Genomic DNA, 21,965 nt, shown 5'->3' with positions numbered 1-21,965 from the left:
CATGGCCAGCGCGAGAACATTCTCTCGGCGCGTACTGGCGGGGGCCTACATCGATCAGCCAGTGGAGATTCTCCACGTCGCTCAGGCCAGAGCGGGGGGTAAACTGTGGCGGAGGAGAGATGATCGTCGGGTACACTGGCAGGTACACGATGCCTTTGGTGCGCGAAAAACATCATATTATTCATGCTGATAGAGAAATTTTCGATTCCGCCCCCGGGGGCCATACCTACACCACTCGCACCGACGGTCTATTGGGATCGGGCACATTAGGCCGTCAGCGGTTGCGGACCGATGAGGCTATTCATCTGGCTGCGTATCCGAGAAATACAGACTCACGAGCTTGCCCGAGCCATATCGCGGCTTGTTGAACCGAGCCTCAACATACTGCAGCCGCCCACTTCTCAGATCGGTCTGCAGCGCCCAAAATACGTCTGCTGGAAGATAGGCAGAGAAAAGCCGGAGGTCTGGCTTGAGTCTCATGTACAGCAACGAGGGTTGTGCCTGAGCACCATTCGCATCGCTGCGATGATAAACGCGCGAGCACATCAGAGAGCAGCGGATTTCCCTGCCGAGGTGCTTGGGCAACTCGGGTCTGGTCATGACGATTTCAGCAAGCAAATGAGCAATAGCTTCATCTGTGCTGGCGTCACGCTCGCTACCGTGCGTTGAGATGTAGTAGCTCGCAGTGACCGATTTCACGTGAGCAACCAAAGAATATTCCTCTTCCGGTTGCTTGCGGCTTGGCAGTCGTTCTCTAGCCGGCATTCGAGGTCTTTCCTTTGGCCAGGTGGAGAGCTCGGCTATGAGGAAAGCAGGCCAGCGTTGACCCAGCAGTCTGCTGAAAACTGTCACATGATCTTTGCCAGGGATCGAACAGGCAGCATCAACCGCGCACGAAGCTACGTGACTCAGCCCTGCGACCCGCGCTTGATCGGCATCACCTTCTTGGGATCGAGCCAGTGGTCGATACGATCAGCCCAATGCTGCATCAGCTTCGTGCGCGAGCCGATCAGCGCGAGCGGTCCGTGTTTCTTGTAGAGCCCTTCCACGGTCGAACTATCGAGATGCGCGAGCTGCAGTTCGACGACATCGCCATCCCATGCCTTGGCCTCCTTGATCTCTTCGTGGTGGGACAGGGTCGAGAAGGTGGTCCGGAACCCGTGGGCGCAATGATCAGTCTTGGTGTCAATGCCAAGCAGCCGCAAGCGCTTGTTGAGCGTGTTGTTCGATAGCGGGGCATCCTTTGAGCAGGAAAAAACATACTGGCGATGGCCGGTCAACTTTTGGACGCTGCGCAGGATTGCGAGTGCCTGTCGTGACAAGGGCACGACATGGTCCCACCCGGTCTTCATCTTGGTGGCTGGAATAGTCCAGCGCTCAGTGTCCCAATCGACCTCGCTCCACTCCATTTCATTGACCATGCCGGGGCGAGGTATGGTCAGCGCATCGAAGCGCAAGGCAAGGCCAACAATGTCGCCAAACCTCCCTCTCGCCCACGGTGCGCTGATGAGCTTGAAGACGCGCGTCACATCGCGTGGCTCAGTTACGCCGGGACGCGGCGTCGAAATGTTGGCAATCAGCTTCCCATTCAGATTGCGGAATGGATTGTAGCCGTCGCCTTCGACGTCGGCATAGTCACAGATTTGCGCACCGATGCTGCGCACGCGGTCGCGGGTTTCCAGCTTTCCCTTGGCTTCGTATGAACGCAGGAAAGCGAGCACGTCCGGACGCTTGATGTCCTGCCTGCACAGCTTGCCAAAGCGGGCCTTGACGTAGCGGACGCGCAGCTCAAGGACCTCGATTGTCTTTGGGTCGCGCACCGCAACGATTCTGCCGCGCTTGACTTTCTCCATCTTTTTCTTCGCGAGCCACTCGTCAGCCCATTGCCCGAAAGGTCGAGCGGCCGCTTGCCTGTGCTTATCGAGCTGTTTCTCGGTGCTCGGGTCTTTGCCGTCCTTGAGCAGGTGCTTGGCCTTGTCGCGCTCGTGACGTGCGTCGGCGAGTGAGAACGTGCCGTTCTTTCCGTTGCCGTAAGGCCCGATGGAGTAGGTTTTCTGGCGACCGGAGAAGCGGTAGGCCATCCGCCAGAGCTTGGAGGCAGCATGGCCGGGTTTATTGTCGTCGGGTGTGACGAAGAGGTAGAGACCGCCGCCGGTTACATCGGAAATCTTGGCGGCACCCCACGCGCCATTGTCGAATCTCGGTTGGGCAGCGCGGCAGTCGACGTCGGTTCTGATCTGCTTGGGATTGACGCACGCGACATCGTTCTTGCGGGTCATCTGCTCCATTCCTTCGTTCGGAATAGCGAAAGTCGCCGTGAACGTTTGTTCTCCCGATACCAACACGATACCAACAAAAATACCAACAAATCGGGCGGCTGGGATCGGGCGAGAACAAACGGTGATGAACGCCAATGTGCGCGGAAAGGCCCACTTTTCAAGGGGTTCCGAGCAGAGCGCGAACTGTTGCGGACGATTTAGAACGGGCTTGAACAGCCTAGTTGGTGCCCCTGGCCGGAATCGAACCAGCACTCCTTGCGGAACTCGATTTTGAGTCGAGCGCGTCTACCAGTTCCGCCACAGGGGCATTCGCCGGGCCTGTGCAGGAACCATAGCGAAGCGGGCGGACTATAGCGGGCGGCCGGGCCGGGTCAACCCGCACGGACGTGATGGGCGCGCATCTCGACAGCTTTCGCGGGCCGGAGTAGGAGCCGGAACGGCCCGGCATGGGACCGGATGCAGCCCCGTTCGGGAGGACCGATGACCAATACTTCTGTGATGGCGCGCCCCGCGGCGGGAGCCATGAGCCCGGCGGTGGCGGCGGCGCTGCTCGCGGCCGGCATCGCGGCGGCGGCCTTGGCCGGCGCCTGGTACATGCAGCTGGTCTGGGGCCTGCAGCCCTGCGAGCTCTGCCTGAAGCAGCGCTGGGCCTATTATGCGATCGTGCCGCTCGGGCTGCTCATCGCGCTCGCCGCCAAAGGCGGCGCGCCGCGCGCGCTGGTGCTCGCGGGGCTCGGCGTCGTCGCGCTGGTGGCGCTCGGCAATGCCGGGCTCGGCGTCTATCACTCCGGCGTCGAATGGGGCTTCTGGCCGGGGCCGACCGAATGCACCGGGCCGATCGGCAATCTCGGCAGCGCGGGCAACCTCTTGGAGCGGCTCGATAGCGTCAAGGTTGTACGCTGCGACGAGGTGCAATTCCGCTTCCTCGGCCTGTCGCTCGCCGGCTACAGCGTGCTGATCTCGCTTCTGATCGCCGCCATCGCGGGCTGGGGCATCGCCCGGAAGAGCGCCTAGTCGTCGACGTCCTCCTGCGGCCGTCCGAACAGATGGACGATGCCGGGGGTGGCGATGGTGACGAACACGAAGCGCGACAGGTGATGCGCGCCGACGAAGATCGGGTCGATGTGCAGCGTCAACGCCAGCGCCATCATCGCGTCCATCGCGCCGGGCGCGAACGCGACGATGGTGTCGGAGAAGCGCACATGCGTCACCAGCACGATCACGGTGACGAACAGCGCCGAGATCGCCACCGCGATCGCGAACGAGCCCAGCGCCGCCCTGATATGGCCGACCAGGGTCTTCACCCGCATCCGGGCGAAGCGGCTGCCGATCAGGGCGCCGATGCCGACCAGCGCCACGCCGCGCATCCATTCCGGCAGGCCGCCCTCGACGAGGCCGGTGCCGTGCAGGACGCCGCTGGCGACCATCGCGCCGAACAGCCAGCTCGCCGGAAACCTGATCAGCTGCATCAGCATCGCCGCGACCAGCGAGGCCACCAGCAGTGCGAGCAGGCCGAGCGGTGAGGCGACGCTCTGGCCGAGCGAGATCCGCGCCGCCGGTGCGACGCCGGCCACTGCCAGCACCAGCGGCAGCGCCGCCGTCAGGATGATCACCCGCAGCGTCTGCACCACGGCGATCGCCGGCAGGTCGGCACCGCGCTCGACCGCGAGCATCGTGATCTGCGACAGCGCACCGGGACTGCCGGCGAGCAGCGCCGAGGTGCGGTCCCAGCCATGGACGCGCTGCAGATAGAGGCTGGAGCCGAAGGTCGAGCAGAACGTCGCGAGCGCCAGGAGGCCGATGGTCACCGGATAGGCGCTGACATGGTTGATCAGCTCGCGCGAGACCACGGCGCCGATCGAGATGCCGAGCAGCAGCAGCACGGTCTGGGTCAGGATCGGCGGCATCGCCAGCGGGCGGCCGGCGATTGCGGCGATCGCGGTCGCGATCATCGCGCCGGAGATCAGCCCGCCGGGCAGATGGGCGACGAGGAAGATCAGGCCGCCGGCGGTGCCGAGCACGAGGGTCTCGATCGCGCTCAGGGTCTTGGCGCGGCTCGGCAGGTCAAAGGGGAGGGAGGAGATGATCTGGCGCACGGCGCCTTATGCCAAAACCTGCCTGCGCGAACAATTCCCGCCGCTGCGCAGGCGCCATGCGCGCATGCGCCCGCAGGGGCCGGTCATTTCGGTTTGTCGGGCGTCGGCAAGGGAGTGGGCACGGGTGTGGTCGCGGCGGCGGCCGCGGCCTTGTCGCGCTTGCAGGCCGAGCGGAATTTGCCGCGTGCCTTGCCCTTCAGCCCCTGCTCGTCGGCCTCCTTGGAGCAGGCGATGGAAATCGTCCGCCGCGCCGCCTTGTCGAGGGTAGCGAACTTGTCGGTGGCGGCATCGGGCCGCGACGGCAGCGTCAATCCGGGTTGCGAGCGGGCGGGGCCCGCGGCCGACAGGGTGGCCATTGCGATGGCCGCAATCGCCGCCCGGGCAGTGAATCTCATGCTGAAGTCCTCGAACGAAAGGCACGCTGCGATGTCCGGCGATGCTGAACCCGCAGTGAATGGAATGAGCCGGATCGCCGCGCGACGCAAATTATATTTTCGCGCGGCCATGCTCCCGCCTGCTTTGTCGGTCGCGGGCGTCTCGCTAGAATTACCGTCCCATTCCACCATGCTCCACAGGGAGATCGAGGATGAGTTTTCACGCAAAATCATTGGTTGCTTCGTCACTCGCTACGCTGGCCGTGATCGGGCTCGCGACGTTCGCCGCCGCGCCGGCGAAAGCGCTGACCGCGCAGGAATGCAGCGCCAAGTACAAGCAGGCGAAGGAGGCCGGCACGCTGGGCGGCCAGAAGTGGAACGACTTCCGCAAGGCCCAGTGCGGCAGCGATGCCACCGCTGCCGCGGCACCGGCGGCTCCGGCCGCGCCTGCGGCCGAGGCCAAGCCGGCCAAGGCGGCGAAATCCGACGCCAAGGAGGCCGCTCCCGCGCCGACTGGTCCCGCCGTGTTCCCCAACGCGGTGGACCCGAAATACGCCAAGGAGAAGCCCGGCAAGGCGCGTCTGCAGACCTGCGTCGATCAGTACAATGCCAACAAGGCGACCAACGCCAATGGCGGCCTGAAGTGGATCCAGAAGGGCGGCGGCTACTACAGCGAATGCACCAAGAAGCTGAAGGGCGCTGCCTGATCCGGGTTGACGAGACGTTGCCGGCGGCCGGAGGCATCATGCGTTCGGCCGCCGCTCTCGACGCCCCGCATCGCCGCGAGACCGCCGGCCGGACTCGGCTCGGCGCCGGTCGCGCGGCGGTTCGCGCCGGTGGCGGCGGAATTGCTGCTCCGGTGATTTTGGGGCTTGCCTTCCCGTGCGGGAAATGACCCTGCTCTCGCCATGATCTCTGCTGTCCAAGGTGTGCTCAGCCTGTTTTGCGGCGCGATGGTCGGGTTCTCGCTCGGCCTCGTCGGCGGCGGCGGCTCGGTGCTGGCGGTGCCGCTGATGGTCTATGTCGTCGGCGTGCCCGAGCCGCACATCGCGATCGGCTCGAGCGCCATCGCGGTCGCCACCAACGCGGCCATCAATCTCGCCAATCATGCGCGCGGCGGCACCGTGATCTGGCCGATCGCGGCGCTGTTCGCAACGGCGGGCATCGTCGGCGCCTTCACCGGCTCGCTGCTCGGCAAGATGGTCGACGGCCAGAAGCTGCTGGCGCTGTTCGCGCTGGTGATGATGGTCATCGCCATGCTGATGCTGAAGACGCGCGCCCGCATCGGCACCCCCGATGTGAAGATGAGCATGGCCAACGTCCCGGCGATCGTCGGCTTCGGCCTCGCCACCGGCACGCTGTCCGGTTTCTTCGGCATCGGTGGCGGCTTCCTGATCGTGCCGGCGCTGATGGCTGCGACGGGCATGCCGATCATGAATGCGGTCAGCTCGTCGCTGGTCGCGGTGACGACCTTCGGGCTCACCACCGCGGCGAGCTATGCCTGGTCCGGGCTCGTCGCCTGGGATCTCGCCGGCCTTTTCATCGCCGGCGGGATCGCGGGTGGCCTTGCCGGCACGCGCCTGGCGCGCCATCTCTCCGGACGGCGCGGCGCATTGAACGTGGTATTTTCCGTCGTGATCGCGGTGGTGGCGCTGTATATGCTGACACGCAGCCTGCTGCATATCTGGAGCTGACCTCAATGAAGCGCGTCCCCTCGACTGCGATCACCTCCGCCAGCAGCCGGCGTGACGTGTTGACGCTTTTTGGCGCAGGCGCGGCGCTTTCCTTGTGGCCCCGCGACAGTCGCGCCGAGGACGCCGACGAGCCCGACGAGGGCGCGGTGCTGCGCGACCCCGATGCGCCGGTGCTCGGCAATCCTTCGGGCGACATCGCGATCGTCGAATGGTTCGACTACAATTGTCCGTATTGCCGCAAGCTCGATCCCGAGCTGCAGCAGGTCATCCATGATGATGGCAAGGTGCGCTGGGTTCTCAAGGAGTGGCCGATTCTCGGGCCGACTTCCGTGGTTGCCGCGCGGATGGCGCTGGCCTGCAAATATCAGGACAAATATGCCAAGGCGCATGAGGCGTTGATCGGCGTCAGCTCGAAGCTCACCGAACCGCGCATCGACGAGCTGCTCGCGGGAGCAGGAGTCGACGTCGACCGCGCCAAGCGCGACCTCGCCGCAAACGCCAAGGCCATCGATGACATGCTGGCGCGCAACGACAAGCAGGCGCGGGGATTGCGTTTCCGCGGTACGCCGTCCTTCATCGTCGGCAAGTTCAGGGTACCCGGCGTGCTGACCATGGCGCAGTTCGAGCAGGTCATCGCCGACGCGCGCAAGGCCAGGGCGGCCAACTGATTGGCAAAGCAAAGGCGCCCCGACCAACGGCCGAGGCGCCCTGAAAACAGCAGCGTCGTGCGCGTTACTTCGACGAGATGCGAACCCAGTCGTCATGTGCGCGGGTCTTGAGTGAATTCCAGCTGTCCGCCGCGACGTCCCAGTTCACGATCGTCCGGCGCGTCTGCGCGGTCGGCCCGTTGGCGACCTCGGAGGTCTGCATCGAATCATGGATGTAGACGCCGAACCCCAGAATGAGAGCCCCCAGGATCATTCCCACGAATGTCCGCATGTCATGTTCTCCAGTGTGACGGCCAATAACGCCGCGGTCGAAACTTGGTTCCACGCCCGCCGCGGTCCCGGTCCACCGCGATCAGAACATCCTAACTGCGCGATTTTTCAGGCCGCGATTCCGGCAGCGAGGTGACGAGATTGAGTGTTTTCATCTCGTCGGGCTTGAACGTGAACAGCTGGTCATGCGGCGTCTCCATCGCATGCACCCAGACCTTCAGATCGATGCCCATCTCGGCGAGATGGCGCTGGCATCGCGCCGAGATGTTCTGCGCAAGGCTCATGTCGTCGCCGGACCTCACGGCGGTCCCGGACGTGGGGACTGCGGCGATCTGATGCACGCCGATGATCGCCCGCTCGCCGGCCCGGCGCTCGAGACCGCCGGCGAACACCAGCGGGCACGACGAGGCGCAATATTTTCCCGCCTCCACTTCGGTTGCGAATTTCCGCGCGCGGATCAGTCGCCCCATCGCCAGCGCGTCGGCGACGGAGCCGCCGGGCGAGTTCAGCACGATCGTCCTAATATATTCGCCATGACGTTCGACTGCGTCCGCAAAGCTGCGCGCGCTGCCGGGCGTGATCGTGCCGGTCGCGAACAGCCGGCCGCCGCCGCGCAGCTCGAACTGAATCGGCCGCTGCAAGGCACGATCGCCCTGCGGCAGCGGCATCAGCCGCTTCATCAGGGGCGCCAGCACGGATGGTGATTCCTCCGGCAAGTCCGGCGCGTCGCGCCGAATGTCGAGCTGAGGCGGGGCCGCATCCGATGGCACCTGCGGAGCATTCAACTCGAGCAGGTCCGCCGCGAGAACTGCGACGGTGACGACGAGGATGCTGCGGAAGACCCAACGCAGAATGCTCTCATCGGGATTGTCCGCGAGCCAGGCATGGACGCGTCGGTTCAGCGCCGAAGCCACGGGACTACTTTCCGATTCGAGCCGATGACAGCGACGTCACGTTCTCATCCACCGCGGCCGGCGCCGGCTCAATGGCCGGTGCAGAAGGCTCCTCCGTGGGCGTTTCGGCTGGCCGTCGCTCGGCCGCCCGCCTGGCGTCCTCCACCTCGCGCGCAATCTGCAATGCGGTGACGAGATCGGCGGCGGTCAGGCTGGAGGCGCTCACGGCGGGCAGGCCCTCGCGGCGGATGGCGGCATGGACGACGCAGAGGATCAGCACCAGCACCGCCGGCATCAGGTCGATCGAGATTGCGCCGGCCCAGCTCGGGATGAAGTCGCCAGCGTAGCGCAGCACGGCTTCAGCGGGCGACAGCGTCTGGAACCGGGTCGGCTCGATGCGCGGCAGCGCCAGGATCTTGTCGGCGGCGTCGGCGAGCGAGGCGGCCTGCGTGGCGATCGCGCTCTCCACCTTGCCGACGACGGCGGTCTGGCGCTCGGCCAGGTCGCCGCTGCGTCCGCCTGCGGCAGGCGCGATGAATCCGGCCGAAAGCGACGTCGCGGCGCGCCTCACCGCAGGTGCCACCGAGGTCTGCTGCAGATTGGCGATCACGCCCATCAGGTTCAACGACTCCGTGGCGAAGGCATCGCTACGCGTTGCGATCGGCCCGCGGTCGGAGATCAGCTCGCGCATCTTGGCGAGGCTCTTGCCGCCCTGCTCGTAGAGAGCAGAGACGCGCTTGCCGGACTCCTGGACCTGTTGTCCCAGTCCGTCGAGCTGCGTCGACATCTGCGCGAGGAGCTGGACCACGGTGCCCGATCCGGAGGTGCCGGTGAGCGAGCCCGCGCGTTCGGCGTCCGCCAGCTTGGCGAAGCGGGAGGAGGCGAGCTGGATGTCCGGCAGCAGGCTTTGCGCAGCGATGGCCTGGCTGTTGGCCCTGTCGAGGTCGCGCGTGTAGTTCTGCACGGTGATGGCGAGATGCTGCTGGATCGCTGCGGCGCCGGCCAGGGCCGACGCATTCAGCCAGGACGACATCGCGACGATCATCAGCGAGCCCAGCAGCATGCAGCCGGCCATCATCAAGCGCCCGATCGCGCTGGTGACGTGCGGCATGAACTGCATCATGAACACCCAGAAGGCGTAGATGCCGACCGAGACCGCGACCGAGTAGATGACCGCCGCAAAGAACACCGTGGTCGGACTGCCGTTGAGCAGCTCGCGGACGCCAAGATAGGTGTAGACGCCGGCGGCCAGCGCCAGGATCGCGGTCGTGAGCTTCAGCGTGACCTCGAGACGGTTGACGCCATTGGCGAGCACGACGGAGGTGGAGGAGCGGGCGGACGAGACTTGCGCGACGGACGCGGCAGGCGAGGGCATCAGCGGCGAGGGCATGAGCAGACCTTCGGCGGCGTCATGGCCGCCCGTGTGCAGCGCCCCCGCTGTATGACCGAGCAGAACCAATGCGGACAAAATCCGCCGACATTGTGTCGGCGGCATTGCCGATCAGCCATCTCTTAGCAAGGGAATCAAGCTCAGCGCATCAGCCAGCGCAGCAGCTCGACATTCGCCTCGCGCGGATAGCAGTGGCTGAGATCGTCGATCTCGCGATAGGCGACGTTGGCGCCGGCCTTGGCCAGGGCGTCCGCCGTATGCCGCGCGATCTCGACCGGAAACATCCAGTCGAGCCGGCCGTGCACGATCTGGATCGGCAGGCCGCGCAGACGGTCCCGGTCGGCGATCTCGGCCATCAGCGGATGGAACGTCGCGGCCACCGGCGCAAGATGCGTGAACGGCGAGCCTGCGGCCAGTCCGCTGACGTAGCAGAACGTGCCGCCGTCGCTCATCCCGGTCAGGAGCATGCGGGCGGGATCGATCGCGACGCGACTGCGGACGAGGTCGAGAATGCGCAGGAGGTTCGGCGTATCGGCGTCGTCGCCCATCAGCGCCCAGGTCGGTCCTGCCGCGGTGGGGGCAACCAGGATCGCGCCGAGGCTGCGCGCGGCGCGCAGCCAGCTCCAGAGAAAGTCGCGGCCGTTGCCGCTGCCGCCATGCAGCGCCATGACCAGCGGCCAGTCTCGGTCCGCCGTGTAGTATTCCGGCACATACAGCGAAAAGCCGCCGCGATTGCCGATCTCGTTATGGTCGTGAAACACGGTGTCCTTGCCTGCAGAGGACGCGGCCAGCAGCTGGCGCAGCCCGTCGTCACCGTCGACGGCGGGATCGAGGAAGAATTCGCTCAGCGGCGGCAGCGTCGCGGCCAATGGAAACAGCGCCTCGAGTGCGCGGGGCAATTGACGGAGGGCCCTGAACACGTCGACCAGGTCGCCCTCGCCGCGCTGAACGGCGCGCAGGCCGGCAAACGACATCAGCGCTGCGTCCGCTGCGGTGTCGAAGGCGATACGGATATGGGCGAAGTCCGCCGGCCACGACGTGAGATGAATCCGCGCCGTGTGCAGCACCTGCTCGGGATCGCCGACGTCAGCCATCACGCGATCGAAATCCGGCGGGTTCAGGTAGCGTGCAACGTGGGACAGGGCTTCGAGCGTCTGCAGCAGTGGCGGCAACACGATGAGAATGTCATCCACCACGGCATCCGTCATGCAGGTCTCCTTGATACGCGATACGCGGGGCTGGCCGTCTCGTCTGCTTGCCGGTCATGCAACGCAAAATCGGGCGTCCGGGCAATGACCATTTTCCGAACGCGTGTTCGCTCCGCGAAGCCGCAATCTCGCGATGCGGCTCCTGCAAGTCAACACGGTCCGGACGCTGCCGTCGCGCGCGGCAGGTGAGTCGCGCGCGAATACACGCGCAGACGATAGTTGATTGACAAAATTCGGGCGCGATGTCGCACTTGGTGAGAGCCGGCGGCGCGGCGGAGGGTTCCTCGTGGATCACCGCCCTGGGTCAAAACTGCCGATCGGTTGCCGAGGGGGGATTCGCATCATGACCAAATCGCCGTCGGCCGCGTTGATCAACGCGGTGCTCGCCATGGACGTCTACAACAGGGGCGTCAACCCGACGCTCGTGGTCAATTTCAACCGTATCGGGAGCTATGAGCTGGTGGCGGCGAGCGTGACCTCGACCGCCGACAATTTCGAGGCCGCGACCTACCAGCTCGCGGGCGATCCATCGACACGGATCATTTCGTTTCGCGGCACCGACAGTCTCGCCGACGTGCCATCGTGGCTTGGCGGTGCCGGTCTGGCCGGCTGGCCGACGCAGTTCCCGGATGCGGAGTCCTACTACAAGACATGGGCGACATCGAACGTCTCGCTGACCGGACATTCGCTCGGCGGCGGACTTGCCGGCTACATCGCGGCGCTCAACGACAAGGTGGCCTATGCGTATGACGCGATGCCGTTCGAATTCGCGGCTGAGGTCCGCTACGACCAGTTGCACGGCTTCTGGGGCGCGCTGATGTCGCACCCGGTCGACCGCTATTCCGACATTCACATGGTCTCCCTGTCCGGCGAGATCCTGCAATATGTGCGGGCTGCGGCGCCGGTGCTGGAAGCGCCGCTGGCGCTGCTGCAGCTCGGACCGGTCGCCGGCGCGCTCGCCATCGCCCATGCTGCGATCGGCATCTCGTCCGAGCAGAAGACCGTGCTCGGCGCGGGCACGGATCTCGGTCTGGATCCGGTCAGCCTGCACTCGATCGCGCTGCTGACGATGATGCAGTGGGCGAGCGACAACGGTGCCCAGGATTGGAAGAAGGCGGCGGCTGTGCTGCTGGCGCCGCTGGAGGATGACGCGATTGCTTCGGCCGTCGGCATTCCCGCGGCCGGTGTGAGCGGCGAAGGCGCGCCGTCCGACAAGATGAAGGACATGATCGCCTATTCGACGGTGACCGACGCCAGCGGCTACGGCAACAGCGCCGTGCAGGCCCTGTTCAACGGCGGTGGCGTGCTCGGCAACAGCGTCAGCGCCGACACTGCGGCGACCTACCTGAAGAACGGCGGGGTCGAGAAGGCGCTGGCCGAGATCGTGGTGGAATATTCGGCACTGCTGGCGCAGAACCACGACGAGGTCGCGGCGACGCCGGGCGTGATCGGCCATGAGCACGGCATCCTTTATCAGGACACGGCCAACAACCTGCTGGTCGCGGATCTGTCGTCCGACCTGTGGTCGCGCGCCGACACCGGATCGGCTGTCGACGTCCTGGGCAAGCTCGCGCTGATCGATGCTGTCGCGAGTTTCGACAGTGAGGACGCTGGCCTGGTCGACCTGGCGATCGGCGTGCTCTGGGGCGGCAAGACCGACAATCTCGACTGGCTCAGCGCAGCCTTGAGCGACGCGGCGACCACGGTCGCGGTCGATCCGGTGCCGGGCGCGATCATTGCTGCGTCCGACGGTGCGCTGCTGATCGCGGGCGGCGGCAACGACACGCTGTTCGGCACCGCCAATGACGACCTGCTGATCGGCGGCGGCGGCAGCGACGTACTCAAGGGCGGGGCCGGCGACAACATCCTGGTCGGCGGCGTCGGCGCCACCTACGTCTATGCGCAAGGCGACGGCAACGACGTCATCATCAACGGCGTAGCGTCGCTGTCGAAGCCGACCGGCACGCTCGATTTCGGAACGACCTACACGGCCGACAATTTCTGGTTCGTCAAATCGGGCAACGATCTGGAGATCGACATTCTCGGCACCCATCAGCAGGTCACCGTCGCCGACTGGTTCCTTGGCGGCTCCTATCAGCTGCAGGAGATCAAGGCCGGCGGTCTCGAGATCGATACCCAGGTTTCGCAACTCGTGCAGGCCATGGCGACCTACGCCCAGGCGCATCCGGGTTTCGATCCCACGGTGGCATCACAGTTGCCGACGGATGCGCAACTGCACGACCAGATCGCTGCGGCCTGGCACGTCAACGCGTGAACGCAGGCCCGCGGCCGCCTCAGTGCAGCCGCGGCGCCTTGAGCAGCTTGGCGCGGTCGGTCGAGGCGATGGTGACGTCGAAGGTGACGCCCTCATGGTGCACCGTCAGCGGCACGTCGACGCCGGCTGCGCCGAGCGCCCAGAGCTTGCGATAGAACTCGCTCTGGCTCGTCACCTTGTCGCCGTTGATGCCGAGGATCACGTCGCCCGCCTTGAGCTCGGCGCGGGCCGCCGGGCCGTTGTCGGAGACGCCGATCACGACGACGCGATCGTCGACCTCCGTCGCGTACATGCCGAGCCAGGGGCGTGCCGGCTTGTTGACACGGCCGAAGCGCCTGAGATCATCGATGATCGGCTTCAACAGGTCGATCGGCACGATCATGTTGACGTGCTCGTCCTTGCTGTCGCGCTCGCGCTCCAACTGCAGCGACCCGATGCCGATCAGTTCGCCCTTGGCCGAGAGCAGGCCGGTGCCGCCCCAATTCGGATGGGCGGGGTGGGTGAAGATCGCCTCGTCCAGCAGATATTCCCAATAGCCGGCGAATTCCTGCTTGGCGATGATCTGGCTCGCGACCGATCGCGTGCGTCCGCCGGCGCCGCCGAGCACGACATGATCGCCGACCTTGGTTGCCGCCGACGAGCCGAGCGGCAGCGCCGGCAGGTCGAGCGATCCGAGCGCCTGCACCAGGCCGAAGCCGGTCGTGAAGTCGAACCCGAGCACATGGCCCTCGACCACGCGTCCGTCATTGGGGTGCAGCCAGACGGATTCGGCCTCGGTGATCAGGTAGCCGATGGTCAGCACCAGCCCGTCGTCGATGACGACGGCATTGCCGGCACGTTCGGTCCCCAGCGTTTCCGCGCTGAAGGCGTCGGACGGAATGATGGCATGCAGGCCCACGATCGAGGACAGGGCTTGATCGAGATCATATTGATAGTCTTCGGCGCGAGGCTGGAAGGCGGACGGCACTTTCCATTCGGTCAAAGAAGGCATTTCGTTCTCCTGCTCTGTCGATACCCCCGGGTGCATCGACCAAGCTTCTGCTTCGTGTCGCGTGACGGCCACAGCGTGAACGCGAGCTTAACATCTTTGGCCGGCTGCGCCAGTTCCGCCGGCTCCGCATCGGCGTCGGGAGGAACTGGCTTCCCAACTACCCGCGGCCGCAGCCCCTGCCGATCACGGGCCAGACCAGCCACGCTCCGGCAGCATACAGGCTGCCGACAGTCGTGGCTCCGGTTTTGGCCGCGATGTGGAAACGTCCGGCATCGAGCAAGGCTCCATCGGAGGCGACGATCGCCGAGATCATACGGTCGGACGGGCCGAACACGACCACCGCATCCGGCTTGATCACCAGGGCCATGGCAGCCATGCCCGCAAACCAGACGAGGGCAACGGCCAGCACGCCCTTCAAGGGAAGGGCGCGGGACGGGGGATGCCGGTCAATAGTCGTAGGCATGCTCGAACGTATATCCCGCGGCTTCGAAACGGCCGATGTCCTGAACCAAAGACCGGACCGGTACGTCGACGCCGATGCGACGGGCACCGGGGCGCGACTGGATCGGGACACTGAATATAGGCAGCCCATCGAAAGCTGCCAGCCGTCCGTCGCCCGGAGGGACCACGATCGTGACCAGGATACGATGATTGCCTGCGATTTCGCCGAACGCGGCGCCGTCATGACGGCCGAGCTCCTTGGCGAAGGAATCGAACTTGGCGTAGCGCTCGGTCTCCACCAGCACGCCCTTCATGCCTTTGGAGTCCGTGACCTCGCGGATCACCTTCACGCCCGGAATGGCTGCAAGCTCGGCGGCAGGCAGGCCGGTGACGACGCTCTGGATGGTCAGCACGGCCGGATCGTAGCCCGCCACATAGCCGATGACGGCCGCATAGGCGGCGCGCCCGGCATATTGCAGGCTGAGCGAGACGCGCCGCTCCACGGCGCGGAACGATGGCACGAAGGGCGTCTCGCGCCAGAACTGATCGAGCTTGGCGACGAAGGGATACCGATACCAGGGTGTCTGATACAGGAACGCAGCGTAGTCCTTCAGCAGGGCAAGGTTGAAGGCGTCCTCCGCGGTCTTGACGCCGTCCGTGGTCTCCCAGCTGATCGCCCCGATGCTCTTCTCGTAAGCGCCCTGGAGCGCCATCTCGGCGGTGAAGCTGAAGCCGATGATGTAGTTCGTCAGCTTCTGCTCCGAGGTAGCGGGACCGGAGCCTGCGGCCTGGCGCGTGGCCCGGCACAGGCTGCGCCAGAAGCCGGAGACGCTCGATAGATAGTGGAAGTCGGACTCCGAGGCCTGCCCGGTCACCGCAGCGAGGTCGGCATAGGCGTGGACGATGTACCATTCAGGAAAGGTCAGGAAGCTGTCACCCTGTGATCGCGCATATGCGGGATCGGTGATGCCGAAGTAGGAGGTCACCATCGGGGTCGGGACGTCGGCCACGCAGACCGTCTCGACGCTGATCACGGTGGCGGCAACGCCGATCGCCGCGGCTGCCAAAACGACGCCGAGAAGATACAGCGCTTTACGACGCAGGCTCATGCGAGGGCAGCCTGTCTACGCCACGGCGACCAGCCGACCGCGATGCCGATCGCGCCGAGTGCGAGATGCGGCAGGCTGGAGAGGACCTTCACCAGCCACGAGGTGTCGCGGATGCCGTCGATGACGATCGAGAGGTCGAGATAGCCCGAGCCGGTGAACACGCCCATCACGCCGTCGAGGAAATACAGCGAGCCGAACACGCGCAGGAAGAACACCGCGCTGCGGCGGGTCAGCATCGCCGCCAGCGCCCACAGGCCGGAGGCGACATGCAGCGCATCCTTGTAGATGTCGAGCTGGAACAGGCCGAACACGCGGCCCTGCGCATCGATAAAGGTCGGGATGTAGTCGGTCGCGGCGGCGAACAGGAGCGCCATGGCGAGCGCCAGCGCGGCGATGCGATAGCGGTCCAATGCGAAGCCATCTGCTGCTGATGTATTCATGCGAAATAGGCGTCCCACATCGCGTTGCGGAACAGGAGGTTCGGATCATACTGCCGCTTGGCGGCGACGAAACGCGCGGCCGCCGGATAGGCCTTCTCGACCTGGTCGCGGCGCGCGTGCAGACGATAGGGCAGATAGAACGCGCCGCCAATCGCCGTGATGCGGTCGATCAGCGCTTCCGTCGTCCGCAGCATGTCGATCTCGCCTTCGGGCGAGGTCGCCTGCGAGAACGACATGACGGCCGCGATCCGGCGCACCGGTGCGATCGTGAGCGCGGGTGTCTTGTCCTCGGCGACGTAGCGCAGGGTGACGTTGAGGAATTCGGCGCGCGCCTTGGGAATGATGTCGCGGCAGGCGCTGAGGAACTCGCCGAACCGCTCCGGCGCGACGAAATATTCGTGCAGGATGTCGGTGCGGTGCATGTCCTTCTGCGCCAGATTGGCGACCGGCTCGGCCATCAGCGAGTTGCGGGTGTAGCGACTGTCGGAGATGGCGGGGCCGAGCCGGGTCTCCATGAACCACCGCAGGCCCTTGGCGACCTCCCATCCGGTCTGGGCGCGATAGATCGTGTTGGCGACGCCGGTGAGCTTGCCGGAGCTGACTGCCGCGGGCAGGGTCGCCGGAGCATCGGGGGCGGGGCGGAAGGTGACGAGCAGGGCGTCGTCGAAGAACGCCTTGCGGGACACCGACATCCGGCCATAGGCCATCTTCACATTGGCGTCGCCGTCGATGTTGCGTGTGAACTGCTCGGCGAATTTCTCCGGCGCCATGCGCTCGAAGCGCGGCTCGAGCAGCAGGTTCGGCACCATCTCGACCTCGAGATCGACGACGATGCCGAACAGGCCGTAGCCACCCATCGCGAGCCCGAACAGCTCGGCATTCTCGTTGCGCGAGCACTGCACCAAGGTGCCGTCGGCGAGCAGCATGCGGATCGATTTCACCGTGGAGCCGAACGGGCCATACGGCACCGGCCAGCCATGGGCATTGACGCAGAACGTGCTGCCGACGCCGAAATCGCTGTTGGACTGCATCACGGCCGGCGAGAAGCCTTTGGGATCGAGCGCGGCGATCACGTCCCACCAGCGGTTGCCGGCCGCGGTGCGATAGGTCTTCGCCGCCGTGTCGAGCTCGATCGCGCCGCCGTCGAGCGTGATCGCCGTGCCGTCGCGCGGCAGGCTCTGGCCGCCCATCGAATGCCGGGCCACGGCCGCGGTCACCGGGCGTTTCGCCGCGGCCGCCTCCTTGAGCTCGGCGCGCAGCCGCGCGATCAGGTCGTCGGTCGTGGGCTTGCTGATCACCACATGCCTGGCGACCGGCGTCGGGTTGAGCCGGCTGGCGTCGTTGAGGATGGTGCGCAGCTCGGCCCGCGCCCGCGGCATCCGCGCCAAGGGCAGCGCCGCGGCCGTACCCGCGGCGCGCAGAAACCGTCGTCTCGACATCATGGCGCGGACTCTCCTTCCCTTCACGGAGTCTACGCCAGCATCGTAAACGTTCGAAAAATTTCCGTGCCGTCAGTCTGCCGCCGGGCGCGCCCGCGTGGGCACGAGACGGAAGTCGCGGCCATCCTTCACCCACTCCGCGCGCTCGTCGCGCAGCAAGGTGCGGCGCACCTTGCCGGAATCGTCGCGCAGCATGACGTCGACCAGCTCGTAGCTTTCGGGGTGCTTGTAGCGGCTGAGCCGGTCGGCAAGGAACGCGCTCATGCCGTCGACGATTCCCTGCGCATTCCTGGAGCGGTCGATCTCCACGATCGCATGCACGCGCTGGCCAAGCTCTGGATCGGGCAGGCCGACCACGACGCAGGAGCGGATGTCGGGATGCGCCATCAGCGCCGCCTCGACCTCGGCCGGATAGATGTTGGCGCCGCCGCGCAGGATCATGTCGGCGAGGCGATCGCCGAGATAGAGATAGCCGTCGGCATCGAGCCGGCCGATGTCACCGAGCGACTCCCAGCCGTCGGCGCGGCGCTTCGGCTCGGCGCCGAGATAGTGATAGGTGCTGCCGGGACCATCCGCAGGCAGGAAGTAGATCTCGCCACTTTCGCCCGGCGCGACGTCATTGCCTTGGGGATCGAGGATGCGCAGTTTGCAGGACTCGTCGATCTTGCCGACCGAGCCCTTGTGCTGCAGCCATTCGGTGCCGGAGATGATGGTGCGGCCCTGGCGCTCGGTGCCGCCATAGAGCTCGTAGACGCGCTCGGGCCCGAGCCACTCGATCCATCTTTCCTTGAGCCATGGCGGCATCGGCGCGGCCATGTGGAACACCATCTTCAGGCTCGACAGATCGTAGCTGTTGCGGACCGCCTCCGGCAGCGCCCAGATCCGGTGCATCATCGTCGGCACGAAGTTGACCCACTGAATGTGCTGCGTCTGGATCAGCCGCAGCGTCTCTTCGGCGTCGAACTTCACCATCCCGGTCAGGCTGCCGCCGGCGAACAGCGCGTAATGCGACACGATGAAGGGCGCGTTGTGATAGAGTGGGCCGGGATTGAGCAGCGATGCGCCCTTCGGAATGCCGAGCGGCGGCTCGGCGGCGGTGTCGGTTACCGCAGGCTGGTGATCGAGGATCACCTTCGGCCGTCCGGTCGAGCCGCCCGAGGTCATTGCTTTCCAATAGCGCGACACCGGCGCGGCGAGCGGCGCGTCGGAAAAGCCCTCGGGCGTGAAATCGGCCGGCAGCGCGTTCGGCGCATTCCAGTCGGCCTCGCCGCCGACCACCAGTGACGGCTTGAGGATCTCGAGCACCGCGGCGGCCTCGCCGCGCGGCAGCCGCCACGACAGCGACGTCGGCGTCGCGCCGCATTTCCACACCGCGAAGCTGGTCTCGAACAGCGCATTGCCGTTGGGCAGGCCGATCGCGACGAAGTCGCCGGGCTTGACGCCCTTGGCCGCGAAGGCGCGCGCACGCGCATTGGCGCGGCGCTCGAGCTGCTCCCAGGTCAGGACATCGGTGCCGTGCCGGAGCGCGACGCTGTCCCCGGGTTTGCGCTCCGCATACCAGCGCGGCACGTCGGCCATCGGAATCAGCATCCATTCCTCCGTATCGTCGGCTGCCTCGCACGGGCGCCCATTCTTGGTCCGCGGCTTTGGCCGCCGACGTCAGTGATGAGAGGTGTTGTGCCTCAACCGAACCGGGTCGTCCATACGCGCGCGCCGCCAGGTTTCGGATGGCAGTTCTGCGAAATGGCGCTGATGAGCCTGAGGCAGGACTGAAAGGCTGGAAGCCGTGACGCCAGGCGGACTGATAATTCCGTCACGCGGATCGTAAGACGATCGGGGTCGCGCCACGGGAACAGGTCAGGCGCCGAACGGCGCGGCGATAAGAACCTTTGCAGCCGATCTTCATTGTCGCTCGCGGGGGCCAACGGACAGGAGCTCCCATGCACGCTCAACAGATGATCGAAACCCACCCGCACGTCCGCGGTCGAGTTGACGACGCACTCGTCCGCTGCATCGAGGAGTGCTACTCCTGCGCTCAGATCTGCACCTCCTGCGCCGATGCGTGTCTCGGAGAGAATAGCGTCGCCAGGCTGACGCAGTGCATCCGGCTCAATCTCGATTGCGCCGACGTCTGCAACGTCACCGGCCGTCTTGCCACGCGGCGCACGGGCTCCGACCAGGAGATGATCAGCCGCATGCTCGAGGCCTGCGCGGCAGCGTGCCGGCTATGTGCCGAGGAGTGCGATAAGCACGCCGAGATGCATGCCCATTGCCGGATCTGCGCCGAGTCCTGCCGGCGCTGCATGAACGCGTGCGAGGAGGCTGGACGCAGCACGACCCATTGATAGGTCGGTTGCGGCGCCGCTCCATCGAAGAATGGAGCTCATCAAGAGACAAAGGCCGGGCGCGAGGCCCGGCCAGTCCGACCATGGCGACCGGATTGCTCCGGTCCTGAGAACGCCATCGCAGACAATCGATCGATCAGCCGCCGTTCAGCTTCGTGGTCAGGGTCGTGAAGATGCCTTCCAGGGTGAGTCCGAGCTTGTTGAGTATGGTGATGATCGCAAGCGCGATGCCGGCCGCAATCAGGCCGTACTCGATCGCGGTTGCGCCCGATTCATCCTCGTAAAATTTGAGAAGCAATTTCTTCATCAATTCCCTCCGCCGCCCGGCGACATGACCGCCGAACGATGCCCGCGAAACTACGGAATGGAACCTAAGGTAGTATGAACGAGGTCTAGCCAAGTTTCGCAACTTTGCCGTTTATGTCGAAAATCTCAGTTGCAACACGGTCCACTGCACGCGAACGGGATCATGGCGGCACACCGGCTGCGCGCAGTGCCTCCGCGTAGGTTGTGGCGAGCGTCCCGGCCGGAAACGGGATCCGTTCGAGGAACTCGGACACGGTGAGATGCGGCTCGAGGCTCAGAAGCTGGCGCGCGACCTCGCCGGCGCGCGACATCTCTCCGGTCCTGACCAGGGCCACGATCAGGACGCGGAGCGCGACGGCGAAACGCCGGTTCTGCGCCAGCGCGATCTCCGCCCATTGAACGGCGCCAGCGAGATCGTCGTCGGCCACCGCACAGATCGCCAGCGCTCCGGCTGCGAACCAGCCCCGCGGATCGCGCGGGTTCAGCCGCCGCGCCCGTTCGATCATCGCGCGTCCCGCAGCCGTGTGTCCGGCCATGATCTCGATCCAGCCGCTCAAGGTCAGCGCGATCGCCGAGTTCGGGTTGATGGCAAGCGAGCGGCGGAATAGCTCCCGTGCTGGGGCGATGTCCTCGGCCATGTTCCAGATCGCGAAGGCCGCCATCCACAGCACCTGCGCGTCACCGGGCGCATGCTCGCACGCCTGCCACGCCCGCGCCACGGCGGCCGTGCGATAGGTCTCGTCCGGCGCGCTCCAGCCCTGGAAGTGGCGCAGCGCCTGGCAATAGGCCCAAGCCGCCATCGCGGGCGCGCAGGCGGGATCGATCGCCAGCGCCTGGTCCAGACACGCGGTCGCCGCCGCGAGGCTGTCGGACGTGAAGGCGTCGCGCAGGCTGGCGGCGCGCAGCAGCAGATCGTAGGCGTCCGGATGCAGCGGCGGCGTGGCGCGGCGCCGCTCGCCTTCCGCCAGCTCGAGCGTCGGCTCGATCGCCGCCACGATGCTCCCGGTGATGCGGTCCTGCAGCGCGAACACATCGTCCAGCTGGCCGTCGAAGCGCTCCGCCCACAGATGCGCGCCGGACGCCGCATCGATCAGCTGCCCGTTGATGCGCAGGCGGGACCCAGCGCGGCGCACGCTGCCTTCGAGAACGTAGCCGACGCCGAGCTCGCGTCCGACCGTACGGATATCGACGGCCTTGCCCTTGTAGATGAAGGAGGAGTTGCGGGCGATCACAGCGAGGCCGCTGCAACGGGATAGCGCGGTGATGATGTCCTCGGCCATCCCATCGGCGAAATAGTCCTGCTCGGGATCGCCGCTCATGTTGGTGAAGGGCAGCACGGCGATGGCGGGGCCGTCGAAGGCGGGTGCGGCTGATACGGCCGGCGTCTGCACCGCGTCGGCCTGCTCACGGACCGCCCCGACGAAGCGGACGCCCTTGCGCGGAATGGTGCGGATCAGGCGCTGCGCCTCGCCGCTGTCGCCGATCGCGCTCCGCGCCGCGCTGATGCGGCTCGCCAGCGTCGCCTCGGAGACGATGCGGCCGCCCCACACCTCGGCGAGGATGTCGTCGCGGCTGACGACGCGGTCGCGCGTCCTGATCAGGAACGCGAGCAGGTCGAACACCTGCGGCTCCATCGCGACCAGGTCGTCGCCGCGGCGCAGCTCGCGGCGGCCGGGATCGAGCACGAAATCGTCGAAGCAATATACCACAGGCACCGTCCTGGCCGCCGGTTTCACCTTCGCGTCAC

Annotated in this window: 22 protein-coding genes and 1 tRNA gene; 6 read left to right on the top strand and 17 right to left on the bottom strand. The window is 66.0% G+C overall.

The genetic code is table 11. The features are described from left to right. Positions 1 to 297: 297 nt before the first annotated feature. The 3 genes from QW887_RS28200 to QW887_RS28190 all read right to left on the bottom strand — a co-directional run bounded on the left by QW887_RS28200 (position 298) and on the right by QW887_RS28190 (position 2,586). Positions 298 to 765 carry a hypothetical protein gene (locus QW887_RS28200; RefSeq protein WP_316176300.1) on the bottom strand — a complete coding sequence of 156 codons (468 nt, stop codon included), beginning with the start codon at positions 763 to 765 and terminating at the stop codon, positions 298 to 300. A gap of 143 nt (positions 766 to 908) precedes the next feature. Further along, positions 909 to 2,279: a tyrosine-type recombinase/integrase gene (locus QW887_RS28195; RefSeq protein WP_315754324.1), complete on the bottom strand. Its 1,371-nt coding sequence runs from the start codon at positions 2,277 to 2,279 to the stop codon at positions 909 to 911. Between the two features lie 222 nt (positions 2,280 to 2,501). Next, a tRNA-Leu gene (locus QW887_RS28190) sits at positions 2,502 to 2,586 on the bottom strand. A gap of 173 nt (positions 2,587 to 2,759) precedes the next feature. Between QW887_RS28190 and QW887_RS28185 the strand changes: the two genes are divergently transcribed. Beyond that, the gene (locus QW887_RS28185; RefSeq protein ID WP_316195540.1) at positions 2,760 to 3,293 is read left to right on the top strand and encodes a disulfide bond formation protein B; all 534 of its coding nucleotides are present in this window, start codon (positions 2,760 to 2,762) and stop codon (positions 3,291 to 3,293) included. Here the strand turns inward: QW887_RS28185 and QW887_RS28180 are convergent. Then, complete coding sequence (locus tag QW887_RS28180; protein ID WP_316195538.1) at positions 3,290 to 4,375, bottom strand: AbrB family transcriptional regulator; 1,086 nt, start codon at positions 4,373 to 4,375, stop codon at positions 3,290 to 3,292. The two genes, QW887_RS28185 and QW887_RS28180, sit on opposite strands and share 4 nt — an antisense overlap. Before the next feature lie 83 nt (positions 4,376 to 4,458). Then, the gene (locus tag QW887_RS28175; RefSeq protein WP_315826595.1) at positions 4,459 to 4,983 is read right to left on the bottom strand and encodes a PsiF family protein; all 525 of its coding nucleotides are present in this window, start codon (positions 4,981 to 4,983) and stop codon (positions 4,459 to 4,461) included. On the opposite strand from QW887_RS28175, the gene QW887_RS28170 reads away from it, so the two are divergent. From QW887_RS28170 to QW887_RS28160, 3 genes are all read left to right on the top strand, one after another. Then, positions 4,962 to 5,456, top strand: a complete 495-nt coding sequence (locus tag QW887_RS28170; protein ID WP_315716224.1) for a hypothetical protein — start codon at positions 4,962 to 4,964, stop codon at positions 5,454 to 5,456. The genes QW887_RS28175 and QW887_RS28170 overlap by 22 nt on opposite strands. Positions 5,457 to 5,657: 201 nt before the next feature. Continuing rightward, a complete protein-coding gene (locus tag QW887_RS28165; protein ID WP_315716223.1) occupies positions 5,658 to 6,443 on the top strand; it encodes a sulfite exporter TauE/SafE family protein in 786 nt (261 codons plus the stop codon). A 5-nt stretch (positions 6,444 to 6,448) separates the two neighbouring features. Next, the gene (locus tag QW887_RS28160; protein WP_315716222.1) at positions 6,449 to 7,111 is read left to right on the top strand and encodes a DsbA family protein; all 663 of its coding nucleotides are present in this window, start codon (positions 6,449 to 6,451) and stop codon (positions 7,109 to 7,111) included. Positions 7,112 to 7,175: 64 nt separating this feature from the next. On the opposite strand, the gene QW887_RS28155 is transcribed toward QW887_RS28160, so the two are convergent. The 4 genes from QW887_RS28155 to QW887_RS28140 form a co-directional block, all read right to left on the bottom strand. Then, a complete protein-coding gene (locus QW887_RS28155; protein ID WP_172111383.1) occupies positions 7,176 to 7,382 on the bottom strand; it encodes a hypothetical protein in 207 nt (68 codons plus the stop codon). Positions 7,383 to 7,473: 91 nt separating this feature from the next. Continuing rightward, entirely contained in the window at positions 7,474 to 8,295 is an 822-nt protein-coding gene (locus tag QW887_RS28150) for a hypothetical protein (RefSeq protein WP_315754330.1), read from the bottom strand. A 4-nt stretch (positions 8,296 to 8,299) separates the two neighbouring features. Beyond that, complete coding sequence (locus tag QW887_RS28145; RefSeq protein ID WP_410052236.1) at positions 8,300 to 9,664, bottom strand: hypothetical protein; 1,365 nt, start codon at positions 9,662 to 9,664, stop codon at positions 8,300 to 8,302. Between the two features lie 140 nt (positions 9,665 to 9,804). Then, positions 9,805 to 10,872, bottom strand: a complete 1,068-nt coding sequence (locus QW887_RS28140) for a phospholipase (RefSeq protein WP_315716219.1) — start codon at positions 10,870 to 10,872, stop codon at positions 9,805 to 9,807. 343 nt (positions 10,873 to 11,215) lie between these two features. Between QW887_RS28140 and QW887_RS28135 the strand changes: the two genes are divergently transcribed. Continuing rightward, positions 11,216 to 13,147, top strand: a complete 1,932-nt coding sequence (locus QW887_RS28135; RefSeq protein WP_316176295.1) for a calcium-binding protein — start codon at positions 11,216 to 11,218, stop codon at positions 13,145 to 13,147. 19 nt (positions 13,148 to 13,166) lie between these two features. Here QW887_RS28135 and QW887_RS28130 read toward each other — a convergent pair whose 3' ends face one another. From QW887_RS28130 to QW887_RS28105, 6 genes are all read right to left on the bottom strand, one after another. Then, positions 13,167 to 14,138 carry a S1C family serine protease gene (locus QW887_RS28130; RefSeq protein WP_315716217.1) on the bottom strand — a complete coding sequence of 324 codons (972 nt, stop codon included), beginning with the start codon at positions 14,136 to 14,138 and terminating at the stop codon, positions 13,167 to 13,169. 157 nt (positions 14,139 to 14,295) lie between these two features. Continuing rightward, positions 14,296 to 14,601 (bottom strand): hypothetical protein, encoded by a 306-nt coding sequence (locus QW887_RS28125; protein ID WP_315754336.1) that lies wholly within the window; start codon positions 14,599 to 14,601, stop codon positions 14,296 to 14,298. Further along, positions 14,585 to 15,688 (bottom strand): hypothetical protein, encoded by a 1,104-nt coding sequence (locus QW887_RS28120; RefSeq protein WP_315754338.1) that lies wholly within the window; start codon positions 15,686 to 15,688, stop codon positions 14,585 to 14,587. The genes QW887_RS28125 and QW887_RS28120 overlap by 17 nt, the downstream gene beginning before the upstream one ends. Beyond that, positions 15,685 to 16,128, bottom strand: a complete 444-nt coding sequence (locus QW887_RS28115) for a DUF4383 domain-containing protein (RefSeq protein ID WP_315716214.1) — start codon at positions 16,126 to 16,128, stop codon at positions 15,685 to 15,687. Before QW887_RS28115 ends, QW887_RS28120 begins: the two co-directional genes overlap by 4 nt. Then, entirely contained in the window at positions 16,125 to 17,570 is a 1,446-nt protein-coding gene (locus tag QW887_RS28110) for an FAD-binding oxidoreductase (protein WP_316176294.1), read from the bottom strand. The genes QW887_RS28115 and QW887_RS28110 overlap by 4 nt, the downstream gene beginning before the upstream one ends. A 69-nt stretch (positions 17,571 to 17,639) precedes the next feature. Continuing rightward, the gene (locus QW887_RS28105; protein ID WP_315754342.1) at positions 17,640 to 19,157 is read right to left on the bottom strand and encodes an AMP-binding protein; all 1,518 of its coding nucleotides are present in this window, start codon (positions 19,155 to 19,157) and stop codon (positions 17,640 to 17,642) included. Positions 19,158 to 19,507: 350 nt separating this feature from the next. Between QW887_RS28105 and QW887_RS28100 the strand changes: the two genes are divergently transcribed. Then, the gene (locus tag QW887_RS28100) at positions 19,508 to 19,912 is read left to right on the top strand and encodes a four-helix bundle copper-binding protein (RefSeq protein WP_316176293.1); all 405 of its coding nucleotides are present in this window, start codon (positions 19,508 to 19,510) and stop codon (positions 19,910 to 19,912) included. Positions 19,913 to 20,048: 136 nt separating this feature from the next. On the opposite strand, the gene QW887_RS28095 is transcribed toward QW887_RS28100, so the two are convergent. After that, on the bottom strand, positions 20,049 to 20,219 hold the full coding sequence (locus QW887_RS28095) for a Flp family type IVb pilin (protein ID WP_284418181.1): 171 nt from the start codon (positions 20,217 to 20,219) through the stop codon (positions 20,049 to 20,051). Between the two features lie 160 nt (positions 20,220 to 20,379). Next, a complete protein-coding gene (locus tag QW887_RS28090; RefSeq protein ID WP_316195579.1) occupies positions 20,380 to 21,927 on the bottom strand; it encodes a winged helix-turn-helix domain-containing protein in 1,548 nt (515 codons plus the stop codon). Positions 21,928 to 21,965 lie beyond the last annotated feature (38 nt).

Origin of the sequence: Bradyrhizobium sp. SZCCHNRI3052 (assembly GCF_032484895.1) — a bacterium.
Taxonomy (GTDB): domain Bacteria; phylum Pseudomonadota; class Alphaproteobacteria; order Rhizobiales; family Xanthobacteraceae; genus Bradyrhizobium.
This window is presented reverse-complemented; position numbering and strand designations above follow the sequence as displayed.

What these genes read in the sequence shown, in the direction of transcription:
- QW887_RS28130 (WP_315716217.1), bottom strand. Translation starts at nt 14,138, where the DNA reads ATGCCTTCTTTGACCGAATGGAAAGTGCCGTCCGCCTTCCAGCCTCGC.
- QW887_RS28160 (WP_315716222.1), top strand. Translation starts at nt 6,449, where the DNA reads ATGAAGCGCGTCCCCTCGACTGCGATCACCTCCGCCAGCAGCCGGCGT.
- QW887_RS28165 (WP_315716223.1), top strand. Translation starts at nt 5,658, where the DNA reads ATGATCTCTGCTGTCCAAGGTGTGCTCAGCCTGTTTTGCGGCGCGATG.
- QW887_RS28110 (WP_316176294.1), bottom strand. Translation starts at nt 17,570, where the DNA reads ATGATGTCGAGACGACGGTTTCTGCGCGCCGCGGGTACGGCCGCGGCG.
- QW887_RS28140 (WP_315716219.1), bottom strand. Translation starts at nt 10,872, where the DNA reads ATGACGGATGCCGTGGTGGATGACATTCTCATCGTGTTGCCGCCACTG.
- QW887_RS28120 (WP_315754338.1), bottom strand. Translation starts at nt 15,688, where the DNA reads ATGAGCCTGCGTCGTAAAGCGCTGTATCTTCTCGGCGTCGTTTTGGCA.
- QW887_RS28175 (WP_315826595.1), bottom strand. Translation starts at nt 4,983, where the DNA reads ATGATTTTGCGTGAAAACTCATCCTCGATCTCCCTGTGGAGCATGGTG.
- QW887_RS28200 (WP_316176300.1), bottom strand. Translation starts at nt 765, where the DNA reads ATGCCGGCTAGAGAACGACTGCCAAGCCGCAAGCAACCGGAAGAGGAA.
- QW887_RS28095 (WP_284418181.1), bottom strand. Translation starts at nt 20,219, where the DNA reads ATGAAGAAATTGCTTCTCAAATTTTACGAGGATGAATCGGGCGCAACC.
- QW887_RS28105 (WP_315754342.1), bottom strand. Translation starts at nt 19,157, where the DNA reads ATGCTGATTCCGATGGCCGACGTGCCGCGCTGGTATGCGGAGCGCAAA.
- QW887_RS28195 (WP_315754324.1), bottom strand. Translation starts at nt 2,279, where the DNA reads ATGACCCGCAAGAACGATGTCGCGTGCGTCAATCCCAAGCAGATCAGA.
- QW887_RS28170 (WP_315716224.1), top strand. Translation starts at nt 4,962, where the DNA reads ATGAGTTTTCACGCAAAATCATTGGTTGCTTCGTCACTCGCTACGCTG.
- QW887_RS28100 (WP_316176293.1), top strand. Translation starts at nt 19,508, where the DNA reads ATGCACGCTCAACAGATGATCGAAACCCACCCGCACGTCCGCGGTCGA.
- QW887_RS28145 (WP_410052236.1), bottom strand. Translation starts at nt 9,664, where the DNA reads ATGCCCTCGCCGCTGATGCCCTCGCCTGCCGCGTCCGTCGCGCAAGTC.
- QW887_RS28115 (WP_315716214.1), bottom strand. Translation starts at nt 16,128, where the DNA reads ATGAATACATCAGCAGCAGATGGCTTCGCATTGGACCGCTATCGCATC.
- QW887_RS28125 (WP_315754336.1), bottom strand. Translation starts at nt 14,601, where the DNA reads ATGCCTACGACTATTGACCGGCATCCCCCGTCCCGCGCCCTTCCCTTG.
- QW887_RS28135 (WP_316176295.1), top strand. Translation starts at nt 11,216, where the DNA reads ATGACCAAATCGCCGTCGGCCGCGTTGATCAACGCGGTGCTCGCCATG.
- QW887_RS28185 (WP_316195540.1), top strand. Translation starts at nt 2,760, where the DNA reads ATGACCAATACTTCTGTGATGGCGCGCCCCGCGGCGGGAGCCATGAGC.
- QW887_RS28155 (WP_172111383.1), bottom strand. Translation starts at nt 7,382, where the DNA reads ATGCGGACATTCGTGGGAATGATCCTGGGGGCTCTCATTCTGGGGTTC.